Origin of the sequence: Corynebacterium atrinae, from assembly GCF_030408455.1 — a bacterium.
Taxonomy (GTDB): domain Bacteria; phylum Actinomycetota; class Actinomycetes; order Mycobacteriales; family Mycobacteriaceae; genus Corynebacterium; species Corynebacterium atrinae.
Genome location: NZ_CP046977.1, coordinates 348,454 through 360,905 on the forward strand (window position 1 = coordinate 348,454; position 12,452 = coordinate 360,905).

A 12,452-nucleotide genomic window follows, 5' to 3' on the forward strand; every position below is an offset into this window, starting at 1 on the left:
ACCATGTCGATCAATCCTCCGTCCATGGAACTGGCCCAGCGGGTCGCCGAGCAACTATCCCGCCACCTCAGCGACGTCGTTGTCTGCCCCGGATCGAGGAACTCCCCGCTCAGCCTGGCTCTGCTGGCCCGCCCGGACATCAGGGTCCACGTCCGCCTGGACGAGCGCTCGGCAGCCTTCTTGGCGCTCGGGATGGCCCGGGTCCAGGGCCGCCACGTGGGCGTGGTCATGACCTCCGGGACCGCCGTGGCCAACGCCCTGCCCGCGATGATCGAGGCCCACTATGCCCACGTGCCGCTCGCCGTGATCAGCGCGGATCGACCTCGCCGCCTGCAGGGGACCGGTGCGAGCCAGACCATCGACCAGGTGGGCTTATTCGGCGTCTATGCCGACACGATCACCATCGCCCAGGGCGAGGACATCCCCGACCTGGCAGCGGCCTTCACCTCGCGGGGCCAGGTCCACGTCAACGTCGAGCTGGACAATCCGCTCGTGGGCGACCAGCTCCCCGAACCGGCCCAGAGTTGGACCCTGCACCGTGCCCCCATGCCCGCCCCGGTTGACCACGGGGAAGTGGCGGTGGATCTCAGCCGGAACACCCTCGTCATCGCCGGCGATGAGGCCTGGGCCGTCGACGGCCTCGACGACGTCCCCACCTTCGCCGAGCCGACCGCCCCTGCGCCCTATCGCCCCATCCACCCGCTGGCGGCCGCCATCTTCCGCAAGACCCAGGTCAGCGCCAACGACTATGTAGTGCAGACCAAGCCCGAGCAGGTCATCGTGGTCGGCCACCCGACCATGCACCGCGACGTCCTGGCGATCATGAGCGACCCGGACATCGAGCTCATCACCTTAAGCCGCACCCCGGACTTCACCGATCCGCGCCCCAATTCGCACCGCGGCACCACCGTCAAGGTCACCGGGCAGCCGAGCAAGCAGTGGCTGAAGATCTGCGAGGCGGCCTCCGATCTCGCTGCCGACGCCGTCCGCACCGCCCTGGAGGACCCCGAACACGGCTTCACCGGGCTGCACGCGGCCGCCGCCGTCGCCGACACCCTCGGCACGGATGACCACCTGGTCCTCGGCGCGTCAAACCCCGTCCGCGATGCTTCCTTCGTGGGCCTGCCCTTCGATGGCGTCACCACGTACGCCCCCCGCGGCGCCGCCGGTATCGACGGCACCGTTTCCCAGGCCATCGGCGTCGCCCTGGCTACCCAGGCCGCGCACCCCGATGAGCCCCGCGCGCCCCGCACCGTCGCCCTCATCGGCGACGTCACGTTTCTCCACGACGTCGGCGGCCTGCTCATCGGCCCCACCGAGCCACACCCGGAGAACCTCACCATCGTCGTGGCCAACGACGATGGCTGCGGCATCTTCGAAACCTTGGAGATCGGCGCCGAGCCGCTCCGCGCTGACTTTGAGCGTGCCTTCGGTACGCCCCACGGGGCGTCGATAAGCGATCTTTGCGCCGGTTACGGCGTCAACCACCGCCTGGCCTCCACCACCCAAGAGCTTATCGACGCCCTCCTCGACACCACCGAAACCCCCTCCGGGTTGAGCGTCATCGAGGCGCGCACCACGCGCGCCTCCCGCCGCGCCCTGCACGCCGCGCTCCAGGTCGGGCTGTGAGGGCGACCCTTCGCCGCCGACTGCGCCAACTGGTTATGGCGCTGTTCATCGCCGCGCTCCTCGGAAGCACCAGCCTCGTGGCCGGGGCCTGGCTCGACGACCGTGCCATCGACGCCAACCCCGGCCGAGCACTAGCCACCGTGACCGGCGTGTCCACCTTCCGCACGACCGTCGATTTCCGCGACAGCGAGGGCATCTACCACTCGCCGCCGACCGGGCTGCTCTACCCAACCGGCCTGGGGGAGGGGCAGCGAGTCTGGGTGAACTACTCCACCGCCGACCCCGACCTCGTCAAAGTTGAGGGCCGCCGCTGGACCCTCTCCATCATCCCCGCGCTCAGCTTGGCCGTGGTCTCTGTACTTATTGCCGGACTATTGTGGTGGGCGGTGAGCTTTTTCACCCGACCCCGGTTCACCAAAAGTTAGCCAAGTGTCAACGCTCCGCTCAAGACGACGTTGCCTGAGGAAGGAACGATAGCCGCATGCGTGTCGCGATAGTTGCCGAGTCCTTCCTGCCCAACGTCAACGGTGTTACCAATTCCGTCCTCCGCGTTTTGGAACACCTCCACCGGGAAGGCCACGAAGCGGTGGTCATCGCCCCGGGCGCCCGAGACTTCCAGGAAGAGATCGGCGAGTACCTCGGCTTCGAGATCATCCGCGTGCCCACCGTCCGCATCCCCCTCATCGATTCCCTCCCCGTGGGCATCCCCAACACCACCGTCGCCGACGAACTCCGCGCCTTCCGCCCCGACATTGTCCACCTGGCCAGCCCCTTCGTCCTCGGGGCCGCCGGAGCCTTCGCCGCCCGCCAACTCCGCGTGCCCGCCGTCGCCGTCTACCAAACTGACATCGCTGGCTTCGCCACCAAGTACCACCTGAGCCCCCTCGCTGCGGCCGCCTGGGACTGGACCCGCACGATCCACAACACCTGCCAGCGCACCCTCGCGCCCTCCTCTCTCACCATCGCTGATCTGCGCAAACACGGCATCCAGCATGTCCGCCACTGGGGTCGCGGCGTCGACGCCTTGCGCTTCGATCCCCAGAAGAGGTCCTCTCAGCTGCGCCGTCAGTGGGATCCCAGCGGGCGCCGGAAGATCGTCGGCTTCGTCGGGCGCCTCGCCTCGGAAAAGGGAGTCCACCGTCTTGCAGCACTGGCCAACCGTCGCGACATCCAACTGGTCATCATCGGCGATGGCCCCTCCCGCGGCGAGCTGGAGTCCCTTATGCCCGGCGCCATCTTCACCGGCGCGCTCGGGGGAGAGGAGCTGGCCCAGGCCTACGCCTCCCTCGACCTTTTCGTGCATACCGGCGAATTTGAAACCTTCTGCCAGGCCATCCAAGAAGCCCAAGCCTCCGGCGTCCCCACCATTGGCCCCCGCGCTGGCGGGCCCGTCGACCTCATCCAGGAGCGCTACAACGGCCTGCTTCTCGACGTCGACACCTTCAGCACTGACCTTCCCGCTGCCGCCGAGTGGCTCCTTCACCCGCAACGCCACGATCAACTCCGGCTCAACGCCCGAATCTCGGTGCGCTCCAAGACCTGGGAATCGCTCTGCGACCAGCTCATGGGCTACTACGGAGAAGTCCTCGAGGAATCCCAGCGCGTCCCCCTCACCTTCTTCGGCCCCCGCCCCGAACTTCCCCTCTGGGCAGCGAAGGCACTCGGCGCGCGAGTGGCTTAAAGCAGGCTCTCGCCTAGACTCACAGTGTGGCTAAGGCAGACCTAGACAAAAACCCCTTCGATGTGGCGTCCATGTTCGACGCCGTCGGTGAGAAGTACGACCTGACCAACACGGTCCTCTCCTTCGGGCAGGACCGCCGCTGGCGCCGCCGCACCCGCGAACGGCTCAACCTGCAGCCGGGGGAGAGAGTCCTTGACTTGGCTGCGGGGACCGCTGTGTCTACCGTCGAGCTCTCCAAATCCGGAGCATGGTGCGTGGCCTGCGATTTCTCCCAGGGGATGCTGGCCGCGGGGCGCGATCGGAACGTGCCCAAGGTCGTCGGCGACGGCATGAATCTCCCCTTCGAGGACAACTCCTTCGACGCCGTCACCATTTCCTACGGCCTGCGCAACATCCAGGATCATGAGGCCGCCCTGCGGGAGATGTCGCGGGTGACCAAGCCGGGAGGCCGGCTCACCATCGCCGAGTTCTCCACCCCGGTGGTCCCCGTGTTCTCCACGGTGTACAAGGAATACCTCATGCGGCTCATCCCGCCGATTGCCCGCGCGGTGTCCTCTAACCCGGAGGCCTACATCTACCTGGCGGAATCCATTCGGGAGTGGCCGGGGCAGGAAGAACTCGCCCGGCGCATCAATGCCAACGGCTGGTCGGAGGCGGGATGGCAGAACCTGAGCCTCGGCATCGTGGCGATGCACTCGGCGCTAAAGCCGCATTCGCTAACAACTTAAGGCTCCCGGGCGGTCGCGAGGGCGCGGAGTTGTTAGCGAACGCCGTTTTCGCTGCCCGACCACAGCGGGGAGTCCCGCCGCGCCTTCGACACTCCCCAGCCAGCCAGGCGCCAGGCGCGGGCAATGAGGTCACGGTCCTCGTCGGTGACCAAGTTGCCCATCAGGCGCGCCGCCGCCGGCATGACCATCGCGCCAATGGGGCCGCGCAGGCCGAGTGGGCCGACGAGGGGGAGGAACCGCGGGTACGTCAGCAAGCGGGCGGCGGTGCGGGCGAGGAGGAAGGCGTCGCCGTAGTTCTCCCGAAGCAGGTCGGGCCAGGCGTGCGTGAGCGGCTCGGGGCCGAGGAGGTCGACGGCGAGTTCGGCGGTTTCGAGGCCGTAGTCGATGCCTTCACCGTTGAGGGGGTTGACGCAGGCAGCGGCGTCACCGATGAACATCCAGTTGGGTCCGGCGACGTTAGACACGGCCCCGCCGAGCGGCAGGAGCGCGGAGGCGACGGATTGCTCGGGGCCGAGTTGCCAAGCGTCGCGCTGTTGGGCGGCGTAGTGCGCGAGGAGTTTTTTGGTGTTCACTTTGGCGGGGCGCGCATCGGTGGAGAGGGCGCCGGCGCCGAGGTTGACGCGGCCGTCGCCAAGCGGGAAGATCCATCCGTATCCGGGCTGGACCACGCCGGCTTCATCGCGGAGTTCGACGTGGGAGTGGATCCACGGTTCCGCCGATTGCGGGGTGTCGCAGTAGGAGCGCGCCGCGATGCCGTAGACCTCGCCTTTGTGCCACTGTCGGCCGAGCAGTTTGCCGAAGGTGGAGCGCACCCCGTCCGCGACAATGATCCACCGTGGGTGCACCTGCTTATCGACGCCCCCGTGCCTCACCGTCACCATCTCCACCGCACCGTCGGCCGCGCGTTGCGCGGCGACCGCCGTGGCACCCTCCCACAGGTCGGCGCCGCGGTCGACGGCGGTGCGGGCGAGGAGGGCGTCGAAAAGCAGGCGAGGCATGGCCGAGCCAACCGTGCCGTAGTGGCCTTCAGGCCACGGTGCTGTGACGGAGCCGCCGAAGCCGTGCAGCTTGAGGCCGTTGTTGCGATAGGTGCCGGTGACCTGCTCGGATAGCCCGAGGCGGGAGAGCTGATGGATGGCGCGGGGGGTGAGCCCATCGCCGCAGGTTTTGTCGCGGGGGAACGAAGCGGAGTCGATGAGCACGACCTCGTGCCCAGCCTCCGCGGCGTGAATCGCAGCTGCGGAGCCCGCCGGGCCCGCGCCGACAACAAGGACGTCACAGTCAATCACGCACCCCATTGTGGCATGTCGCCCCACCCCGGAGTATGGCGGGCGGCCACTTTGGACTACGGTTGAGTGCGATTATTTCTAACCCTCTGACACGCGCGCAAGGACACTCGACAATGACCCACGGCACTACCCATCAGCCCCGTACCGTCGGGCACGTGGACCTGGGTGACGCCGAGCTCAACCAGCGCATCTCCCTCGGCCTTGCGGCTGTGGAAGAACTGCTGGACGTCGAGCTGGCGAAGGGCGAAGATTTCCTCGTCGACAAGGTGATGCACCTGACCAAGGCTGGTGGCAAACGCTTCCGGCCGATGATGGCGCTGCTGGCCTCCGAATACGGCCCGGAAGCAGGCTCGAGGAATGTGGTGAAGGCCGCGACCGTCCTCGAACTGGTGCACCTAGCCACCCTCTATCACGATGACGTGATGGATGAGGCCGAACTGCGCCGCGGCGTGCCATCGGCGAACTCTCGCTGGACGAATTCCGTGGCCATCCTCGCCGGCGACATTCTCTTCGCCCACGCCTCCCGCCTCATGAGCGAGCTTGACGTGGCCACCGTTGCCCACTTCGCGCAGACCTTCCAAGACCTGGTCACGGGGCAGATGCGGGAGACCATCGGCGCCGAGGACGGTGACCCGATCGAGCACTACATGAAGGTCATCGAGGAAAAGACCGGAGTGCTCATCGCTTCAGCCGGGCATCTGGGGGCCGTTCATGGCGGGGCGTCTGAGGAACACGTCGACGCGCTGACCAGGCTCGGCGGTGCGATCGGCATGATCTTCCAGATCGTCGACGACATCATCGATATCTTCTCCGACCGCGCCGAATCCGGAAAGACCCCCGGCACCGACCTGCGTGAAGGCGTGTTCACCCTCCCTGTGCTCTACGCGCTCGCCGAAGATACTCCGGTGGGGGAGCAACTGCGCGCGCTGCTCGTTGGGCCGCTGACCACGGATGAGGATGTAGCCCTGGCGCTGTCCCTGTTAGAACAATCCACTGGGCGTGCGCGGGCCCTGGCGGATGTCCAAAGCTACCTGGTTGAAGCGGAGACGCAGATAGCCCGCCTGCCCGAAGGGCGCGCAACCGAAGCCTTAAAACTGCTCACCACCTACACCATGCGCCGGGTAGGATAGTGCCCGGTTTTATGGGCTGAGCTGCCGATTTGCCTCGGTAGTGGTGCGGCATAGTAGAGTATTCAACGCACCTTCTGGTGCGCGCCAGGTTGCCCGAGCGGCCAAAGGGAGCGGACTGTAAATCCGTCGGCATTGCCTACAGAAGTTCGAATCTTCTACCTGGCACCACAAGAAAACCCATCGTCTGGAGAAATCCGGTCGGTGGGTTTTCTGCTGCGTGCCGGGTAGGCCATCCCTGTTGGATACCCACTGAGTCGATGAAAACCCGCACTTCCTAACAACTCGGGGGAGTTGGAGGGGCGATTGACCCCGGAGTTGTTAGGAAGTGCGGGTTTTGGGTTTCTCTTCGCCGTGTGTCAGCCGGGCCAGGTGGGTGGGTGCACAAGTGCGATTTGAGCTGACGCGTCAGTCGAGTGATGGAGAGCGGATACTCGATTAATGGGCGAAGTCATATCGCACTTGTGCGCAGGCGTGGTGTCGAGGAAAATTTTGCTACTTGGCCCTGATCGCGACGCCCTGATCGCGACCGGAACACCATTTCAGGGCCGTGGCGGCAGCGAAAGCCCAGGTCGTAATTCTGGGAGCGGCTAAAAGTCGCGAGGAGGGCGTCGCGATCAGGCTGGAAACGTAGGGTGGAGGCATGCAGATGAACGTCAGCAGGATTGATCACCTGGTTCTCAATTGCGCCGATGTTGACGTGACGGCCGCCTGGTTCCAGCGGGCGCTGGGAATGCAGGTGCAGCAGTACTGCGAGGGGCGGACTGCTCTGGTGTTTGGCCAGCAGAAAATCAACCTGCGGCCCCAGGGCGCGCCCGAATGGGGAACGGCGAAGGTGGATACTCCCGGTGCCCTGGACATCTGCTTCGTCACAGAACTGACGGTGGAGGAGTCGCTGGCGGCGTGGGAGGCGGCCGGAATTGAGGTCCACGAGGGCCCCATTCAGCGGTCGGGCGCTGTGGGGCCGATCACGTCCTTGTATGCGCTGGACCCGGACGGCAACCTCATCGAGGTGGCGCACTATGGTGCTCAAGGCTCCGATTGAGTGCTCTCAAGCAGGCTAAGTTGAAGTGGCGAAAACTGACCTTAACCTGGCGATTTGTGTAACTATTATCAGTCGGGTTAACCTTTGTGAGGCTTCAACGGAGCGGGCAAGAGAAATCGAGTCCATAATTCCACAGAGGCTGTGCCCCCTTAGCTCAGTCGGCAGAGCGTTTCCATGGTAAGGAAAAGGTCGTCAGTTCGATTCTGACAGGGGGCTCTGTTGTTTTTATCCCGCGGTTGTCCGCCTGTGGCCCAGGGGTGGAAGCGACGGCCATCTGGCGGTGTAGCTCAGTGGTAGAGCAAGCGACTCATAATCGCTGTGTCGCGAGTTCAATTCTCGCCATCGCTACCAGGGAGGTCACTCCCACGATCACGCTGGAATTTGCGTTCTGGTAAGGTCACAACCGTGCTGCTGTGAAGGCAGACGACCAAGGGGCGTAGTTCAATTGGTAGAGCAACGGTCTCCAAAACCGTAGGTTGCAGGTTCGAGTCCTGTCGCCCCTGCACTTGGAAGAAGGGCTGACACTGAGTAATGCTCAGTGCCAGCCCTTCTTTGCTTGTTCCTGATTCCGGGGTCTCTGGTAGGCTCTGGTAGGTCCTAAACACCTGTAACACCAGTAAGCATTTTTTGAGGAGAGCTGTGGCTGAAGAACTGTCGAACCCGACCGGCGCTGGGGCAGCCCGCCCGACGGGCAAGCGTCAGCTGGCTGGCAGCGGCGCAGGGACGACTACCACCTCTTCTTTTGAGGCGAAGAACGCCGCCAAGCCAGCTTCGAACGATGGCGCTAAGACTGGTGGCGGCGTTACGTCTTTCCTCCCGGAGGTCGTGTCGGAGGTGCGGAAGGTCATTTGGCCGACTGCTCGTCAGATGGTGACGTACACGTTGGTGGTGTTTGCCTTCCTCATTGTGGTGACGGTGTTGGTCTCTGGCGTGGACTTCCTCGCGGGGGCCGGAGTTGAGAAGATTCTCTCCCCTTAGGTACAGTTAGTCACATCAAGCTTTTCTTCCCGCCGGACCCGCCAGGGTAAGGCGGGATTATTCGTTAGGATGGCCGCAATGGGACATCCTCAACCTGGGAGTATTTGAATGAGCGACGAGAACGCCACTGAAGCCGTAGTTGAGACCGAAGAGATGGTCGTGCCGGAGGTGGAGCAGACTGAGGCCGAGCAGGTGGCCGCGCAGCAGGAGGAAGACACGCTGGCCGCAGCGGCTGCTGCTTTGGGCGATACCGATGAAGAGGACGCGGAGGCGGCGTACAAGACGCGTCTGCGTGAGTACACCCGTGAGCTGAAGAAGCAGCCGGGCCAGTGGTACATCATTCAGTGCTACTCGGGGTATGAGAACAAGGTGAAGACGAACCTTGATATGCGCGCTCAGACCCTGGAGGTCGAGGAGTTTATCTACGACGTCGTTGTTCCGATCGAGCAGGTCGTGGAGATCAAGGACGGCAAGCGCAAGACCGTCAAGCGCAAGTTGCTGCCGGGTTACGTTCTGGTCCGCATGGAGCTCAATGACGCCGCATGGTCGGTGGTTCGTGATACCCCGGGTGTGACCAGCTTCGTGGGCAACGAGGGGAACGCGACTCCGGTGAAGCACCGGGACGTCGCAAAGTTCTTGATGCCGAAGGAGCCGACCCTGGAAGGGGAGGTCGCGGCGACCAATGCGGACGGCGAGATGGTTATCGCGATGCCGGAGGAGCAGGCGAAGCCGGCGCACTCCATCGACTTCGAGGTGGGCGAGGCCGTCACTATCCTGACGGGTGCCTTGGCGTCGGTGTCGGCAACCATCTCCGAGATTGATCATTCGACTGGCAAGATCCAGGCGCTGGTGTCGATCTTCGGCCGGGAGACTCCGGTGGAGCTCACCGCTGATCAGATCGAGAAGGTTAACTAAGCCGGATTTGGGGTGCTGACCTTGGGTGCCGTAGGATTGTCCTCCGCGTGTGCCGCAAGGTTTTTACACGCCCATTAACTCAACATCCCCGGTGGCCGGGATACGTGAAGACCCAGTGTGATTGATGCTGGTAGCGGGGCTCGGCATCCGGACGGGAACTGTCATCATCGTGGCGGTCACCCGGTAACACGGAAGAAGGTAATTCGATGGCTCCCAAGAAGAAGAAGGTCACTGGCCTGATCAAGCTGCAGATCGATGCAGGTGCTGCTAACCCGGCTCCTCCGGTCGGCCCGGCTCTCGGTGCTCATGGTGTCAACATCATGGAGTTCTGCAAGGCTTACAACGCTGCCACTGAGTCCCAGCGCGGCAACGTCGTCCCCGTCGAGATCACTGTCTACGAGGACCGCAGCTTCGAATTCAAGCTGAAGACCCCGCCTGCTGCCAAGCTGCTGCTCAAGGCCGCTGGCCTGCAGAAGGGCTCCGGCGTTCCGCACACCCAGAAGGTGGGCAAGGTCACCATGGCCCAGGTCAAGGAGATCGCGGAGACCAAGAAGGAAGACCTCAACGCTCGTGACATCGAGGCTGCTGCCAAGATCGTTGCCGGCACCGCCCGTTCCATGGGCATCGAGGTCGAGGGTTAATCCCTCACCCATAACACGTGGCAGGGCCAGCTCCGGCCCGTTGACCACCCAACTCCTTAAAGAACAGGAATTGCACAATGAGCAAGAAGTCTAAGGCGTACAAGGCCGCCGCTGAGCTGGTCGACAAGGGTCGTCTCTACGCTCCGATCGAGGCCACCAAGCTGGTCAAGGAGACCTCCTCCAAGAACTACGACGCTTCCGTTGAGGTTGCTGTCCGCCTCGGCGTTGACCCGCGTAAGGCTGATCAGCTGGTTCGTGGCACCGTCTCCCTGCCGCACGGCACGGGTAAGACCGTCCGCGTTGCCGTTTTCGCCGCTGGCGAGAAGGCCACTGAGGCTGAGGCTGCTGGCGCTGACGTTGTTGGCACCGATGAGCTGATCGAGCAGATCAACGAGGGCAACATCAACTTCGATGTCGCCATCGCTACCCCGGATCAGATGGCCAAGGTTGGCCGCGTGGCTCGCGTCCTCGGCCCCCGTGGCCTCATGCCGAACCCGAAGACCGGTACCGTCACCAACGATGTTGCCAAGGCAATCTCCGAGGTTAAGGGCGGTAAGATCTCCTTCCGCGTGGATAAGGCTGCGAACCTGCACGCCGCCATCGGCAAGGCGTCCTTCGACGAGAAGGCTCTGGCTGAGAACTACGGCGCCCTCATCGAGGAGCTGCAGCGCATCAAGCCGTCCTCCGCGAAGGGTATCTACATGAAGAAGATCACCCTGTCTTCCACCTCCGGCCCGGGCATCCCGGTTGACCCGTCGGTGCAGAAGAACTGGACCGGCGAGGCCTAATCGCCTGCTGCTTATCGACGACCCCGTGGGTACCGCTGTGCGGTACCCACGGGGTTTTCTTTTTGCTTGCCAGCCTTGACAGGCTCTCGTTGGCTACTTTAAGGTCTTTCCTCAGGCCCGAACAACAACGACCAATAATCCGAAGGAGGAGCCGCTATGTCATATGACCGCATGATTTTTTTGCAGTCTCAACAGGCGAGCCCTCCTATCGGTGATTGAGTTCTCCGCGGCTTCTATTAGCCCCCGATAGCGAGGATGTTCGCCGGCCCTGACCATGCAGGGCGGACCCTCGTATCGCGGTGGCCCTTTTTTACGGCTCTCGCCTTGTCCGCTCTGTCCCATTTTTCAGACATGACAAGGAGGAGCACTATGTCTCCCCGAAGGCGCTCCAAGGCGCCGACCCTGCGCAATCTGCACACCCGTCGTCCGAAGGTAGAGATCTTCGCGACGGTGATCGAGCAGGGCACCATCGACCAGGCTAAGGCCCTGGCTTCTCTTCCCTTCGTGTACCCGCACGTTGCTCTCATGCCCGACGCGCACGTCGGAATGGGCTCCGCGGTGGGCACCGTGTTCGGCACGATCGACGCCGTGATCCCGGCGGCGGTCGGCGTGGACATCGGCTGCGGAATGATCGGCGTCCGCACGACGTTCACCGCCGCCGATCTGGAGGGACGGGATCTCACCCAACTCCGCGACGCCATCGAGGCTACGATCCCGCTGTCCCCGGGCAACTACAACGATTGGGCCCTGGCGGGCACGACCGCTGACGTGCGTACCCGGGAGCTGTCCGCCTTGGCGGAGGCGACGGGCGTCGACCTGGCGCACTCCCCGAAGTGGCGCCAGCAGCTCGGATCGCTGGGCGGCGGCAACCACTTCATCGAGCTCTGCCTCGACGAGGAAGACACCGTGTGGATGTTCCTGCATTCCGGCTCTCGAGGCGTAGGCAACAAGATCGCGCAGCAGCACATCCGGGCCGCTCAGGAGCACTGCGCTAAGCACTGGATCCGCCTGCCGAACGCGGACCTGGCCTACCTCGTAGCCGGGACCCCCGAGTTCGATTCCTACCTGGCGGACCTGGCGTGGGCGCAGCGCTTCGCGTGGCTCAACCGGGAAGAGATGATGGATCGCTTCCGCGCGGCGCTGGCCGATTTCCTCGGCGCAGAGGTGGTGGAGCAGGAACGCATCAACTGCCACCACAACTACACCGTCAAGGAGGACCACTACGGCCACAACGTGTGGGTGACCCGCAAGGGTGCGGTCCGAGCCGCGGAAGGGGACTCTGCGTTGATCCCCGGATCGATGGGCACCGCCTCCTACGTCGTGGACGGTCGGGGCTACCCGCCATCCCTGGCCAGCGCGCCGCACGGAGCGGGGCGTCGGCTGTCCCGGACGCAGGCGCGAGCCGCGTACACCGCCGAGGACTTGGCGGAGCGGATGACCGGCATCGTCTACCGCCCGGGTAATGCCTGGGTGGATGAGATCCCCGATGCCTACAAGGACATCGACCAGGTCATGGTGGATGCCGAGCCCCTGGTGACGGTGCGGCACCGGCTGCGCCAGGTGCTCAACGTCAAGGGGACGTAAAAAGAATCGCCGAAGGGCCGGCTCCGCGGAGCCGGCCCTGGAGGCAG

Annotated in this window: 12 protein-coding genes and 4 tRNA genes; 15 read left to right on the top strand and 1 reads right to left on the bottom strand. The window is 64.2% G+C overall.

Annotation, left to right across the window (positions count from 1 at the left end):
- Positions 1 to 3 precede the first annotated feature (3 nt).
- The 4 genes from menD to CATRI_RS01775 are packed head-to-tail and all read left to right on the top strand — an operon-like array spanning position 4 to position 4,038.
- Positions 4 to 1,629 carry a 2-succinyl-5-enolpyruvyl-6-hydroxy-3-cyclohexene-1-carboxylic-acid synthase gene (gene menD, locus CATRI_RS01760; RefSeq protein WP_290219145.1) on the top strand — a complete coding sequence of 542 codons (1,626 nt, stop codon included), beginning with the start codon at positions 4 to 6 and terminating at the stop codon, positions 1,627 to 1,629.
- A 35-nt stretch (positions 1,630 to 1,664) separates the two neighbouring features.
- A complete protein-coding gene (locus CATRI_RS01765) occupies positions 1,665 to 2,054 on the top strand; it encodes a DUF3592 domain-containing protein (protein ID WP_290220906.1) in 390 nt (129 codons plus the stop codon).
- A gap of 56 nt (positions 2,055 to 2,110) precedes the next feature.
- Positions 2,111 to 3,310: a glycosyltransferase family 4 protein gene (locus CATRI_RS01770; protein ID WP_290219147.1), complete on the top strand. Its 1,200-nt coding sequence runs from the start codon at positions 2,111 to 2,113 to the stop codon at positions 3,308 to 3,310.
- Positions 3,311 to 3,336: 26 nt separating this feature from the next.
- Positions 3,337 to 4,038, top strand: coding sequence for a demethylmenaquinone methyltransferase (locus CATRI_RS01775; RefSeq protein ID WP_290219150.1), 702 nt, complete (start codon positions 3,337 to 3,339; stop codon positions 4,036 to 4,038).
- A gap of 32 nt (positions 4,039 to 4,070) precedes the next feature.
- On the opposite strand, the gene CATRI_RS01780 is transcribed toward CATRI_RS01775, so the two are convergent.
- The gene (locus tag CATRI_RS01780; protein ID WP_435384176.1) at positions 4,071 to 5,336 is read right to left on the bottom strand and encodes a geranylgeranyl reductase family protein; all 1,266 of its coding nucleotides are present in this window, start codon (positions 5,334 to 5,336) and stop codon (positions 4,071 to 4,073) included.
- A gap of 104 nt (positions 5,337 to 5,440) precedes the next feature.
- Between CATRI_RS01780 and CATRI_RS01785 the strand changes: the two genes are divergently transcribed.
- The 11 genes from CATRI_RS01785 to CATRI_RS01835 all read left to right on the top strand — a co-directional run bounded on the left by CATRI_RS01785 (position 5,441) and on the right by CATRI_RS01835 (position 12,405).
- The gene (locus CATRI_RS01785) at positions 5,441 to 6,457 is read left to right on the top strand and encodes a polyprenyl synthetase family protein (protein ID WP_290219154.1); all 1,017 of its coding nucleotides are present in this window, start codon (positions 5,441 to 5,443) and stop codon (positions 6,455 to 6,457) included.
- Between the two features lie 83 nt (positions 6,458 to 6,540).
- Positions 6,541 to 6,625, top strand: a tRNA-Tyr gene (locus tag CATRI_RS01790).
- A 472-nt stretch (positions 6,626 to 7,097) separates the two neighbouring features.
- Positions 7,098 to 7,499: a VOC family protein gene (locus tag CATRI_RS01795; RefSeq protein ID WP_290219156.1), complete on the top strand. Its 402-nt coding sequence runs from the start codon at positions 7,098 to 7,100 to the stop codon at positions 7,497 to 7,499.
- Positions 7,500 to 7,642: 143 nt separating this feature from the next.
- A tRNA-Thr gene (locus CATRI_RS01800) sits at positions 7,643 to 7,715 on the top strand.
- A 60-nt stretch (positions 7,716 to 7,775) separates the two neighbouring features.
- A tRNA-Met gene (locus tag CATRI_RS01805) sits at positions 7,776 to 7,850 on the top strand.
- A 79-nt stretch (positions 7,851 to 7,929) separates the two neighbouring features.
- Positions 7,930 to 8,002: transfer RNA gene (locus tag CATRI_RS01810), tRNA-Trp, on the top strand.
- Between the two features lie 136 nt (positions 8,003 to 8,138).
- Entirely contained in the window at positions 8,139 to 8,477 is a 339-nt protein-coding gene (gene secE, locus CATRI_RS01815) for a preprotein translocase subunit SecE (RefSeq protein ID WP_290219158.1), read from the top strand.
- A gap of 108 nt (positions 8,478 to 8,585) precedes the next feature.
- Positions 8,586 to 9,392 (top strand): transcription termination/antitermination protein NusG, encoded by an 807-nt coding sequence (gene nusG, locus CATRI_RS01820; protein ID WP_435384177.1) that lies wholly within the window; start codon positions 8,586 to 8,588, stop codon positions 9,390 to 9,392.
- A gap of 206 nt (positions 9,393 to 9,598) precedes the next feature.
- Entirely contained in the window at positions 9,599 to 10,033 is a 435-nt protein-coding gene (rplK, locus tag CATRI_RS01825; protein WP_290219160.1) for a 50S ribosomal protein L11, read from the top strand.
- 77 nt (positions 10,034 to 10,110) lie between these two features.
- Positions 10,111 to 10,821, top strand: a complete 711-nt coding sequence (gene rplA, locus CATRI_RS01830; protein WP_290219163.1) for a 50S ribosomal protein L1 — start codon at positions 10,111 to 10,113, stop codon at positions 10,819 to 10,821.
- A 369-nt stretch (positions 10,822 to 11,190) separates the two neighbouring features.
- The gene (locus tag CATRI_RS01835) at positions 11,191 to 12,405 is read left to right on the top strand and encodes an RtcB family protein (RefSeq protein ID WP_290219165.1); all 1,215 of its coding nucleotides are present in this window, start codon (positions 11,191 to 11,193) and stop codon (positions 12,403 to 12,405) included.
- Positions 12,406 to 12,452 lie beyond the last annotated feature (47 nt).

Bases quoted from the DNA above. Each gene is read 5' to 3' on its own strand.
- nusG (WP_435384177.1), top strand. From the start codon at position 8,586: ATGAGCGACGAGAACGCCACTGAAGCCGTAGTTGAGACCGAAGAGATG.
- CATRI_RS01770 (WP_290219147.1), top strand. From the start codon at position 2,111: ATGCGTGTCGCGATAGTTGCCGAGTCCTTCCTGCCCAACGTCAACGGT.
- CATRI_RS01795 (WP_290219156.1), top strand. From the start codon at position 7,098: ATGCAGATGAACGTCAGCAGGATTGATCACCTGGTTCTCAATTGCGCC.
- CATRI_RS01765 (WP_290220906.1), top strand. From the start codon at position 1,665: ATGGCGCTGTTCATCGCCGCGCTCCTCGGAAGCACCAGCCTCGTGGCC.
- menD (WP_290219145.1), top strand. From the start codon at position 4: ATGTCGATCAATCCTCCGTCCATGGAACTGGCCCAGCGGGTCGCCGAG.
- CATRI_RS01835 (WP_290219165.1), top strand. From the start codon at position 11,191: ATGTCTCCCCGAAGGCGCTCCAAGGCGCCGACCCTGCGCAATCTGCAC.
- rplA (WP_290219163.1), top strand. From the start codon at position 10,111: ATGAGCAAGAAGTCTAAGGCGTACAAGGCCGCCGCTGAGCTGGTCGAC.
- CATRI_RS01785 (WP_290219154.1), top strand. From the start codon at position 5,441: ATGACCCACGGCACTACCCATCAGCCCCGTACCGTCGGGCACGTGGAC.
- rplK (WP_290219160.1), top strand. From the start codon at position 9,599: ATGGCTCCCAAGAAGAAGAAGGTCACTGGCCTGATCAAGCTGCAGATC.
- CATRI_RS01780 (WP_435384176.1), bottom strand. From the start codon at position 5,336: ATGGGGTGCGTGATTGACTGTGACGTCCTTGTTGTCGGCGCGGGCCCG.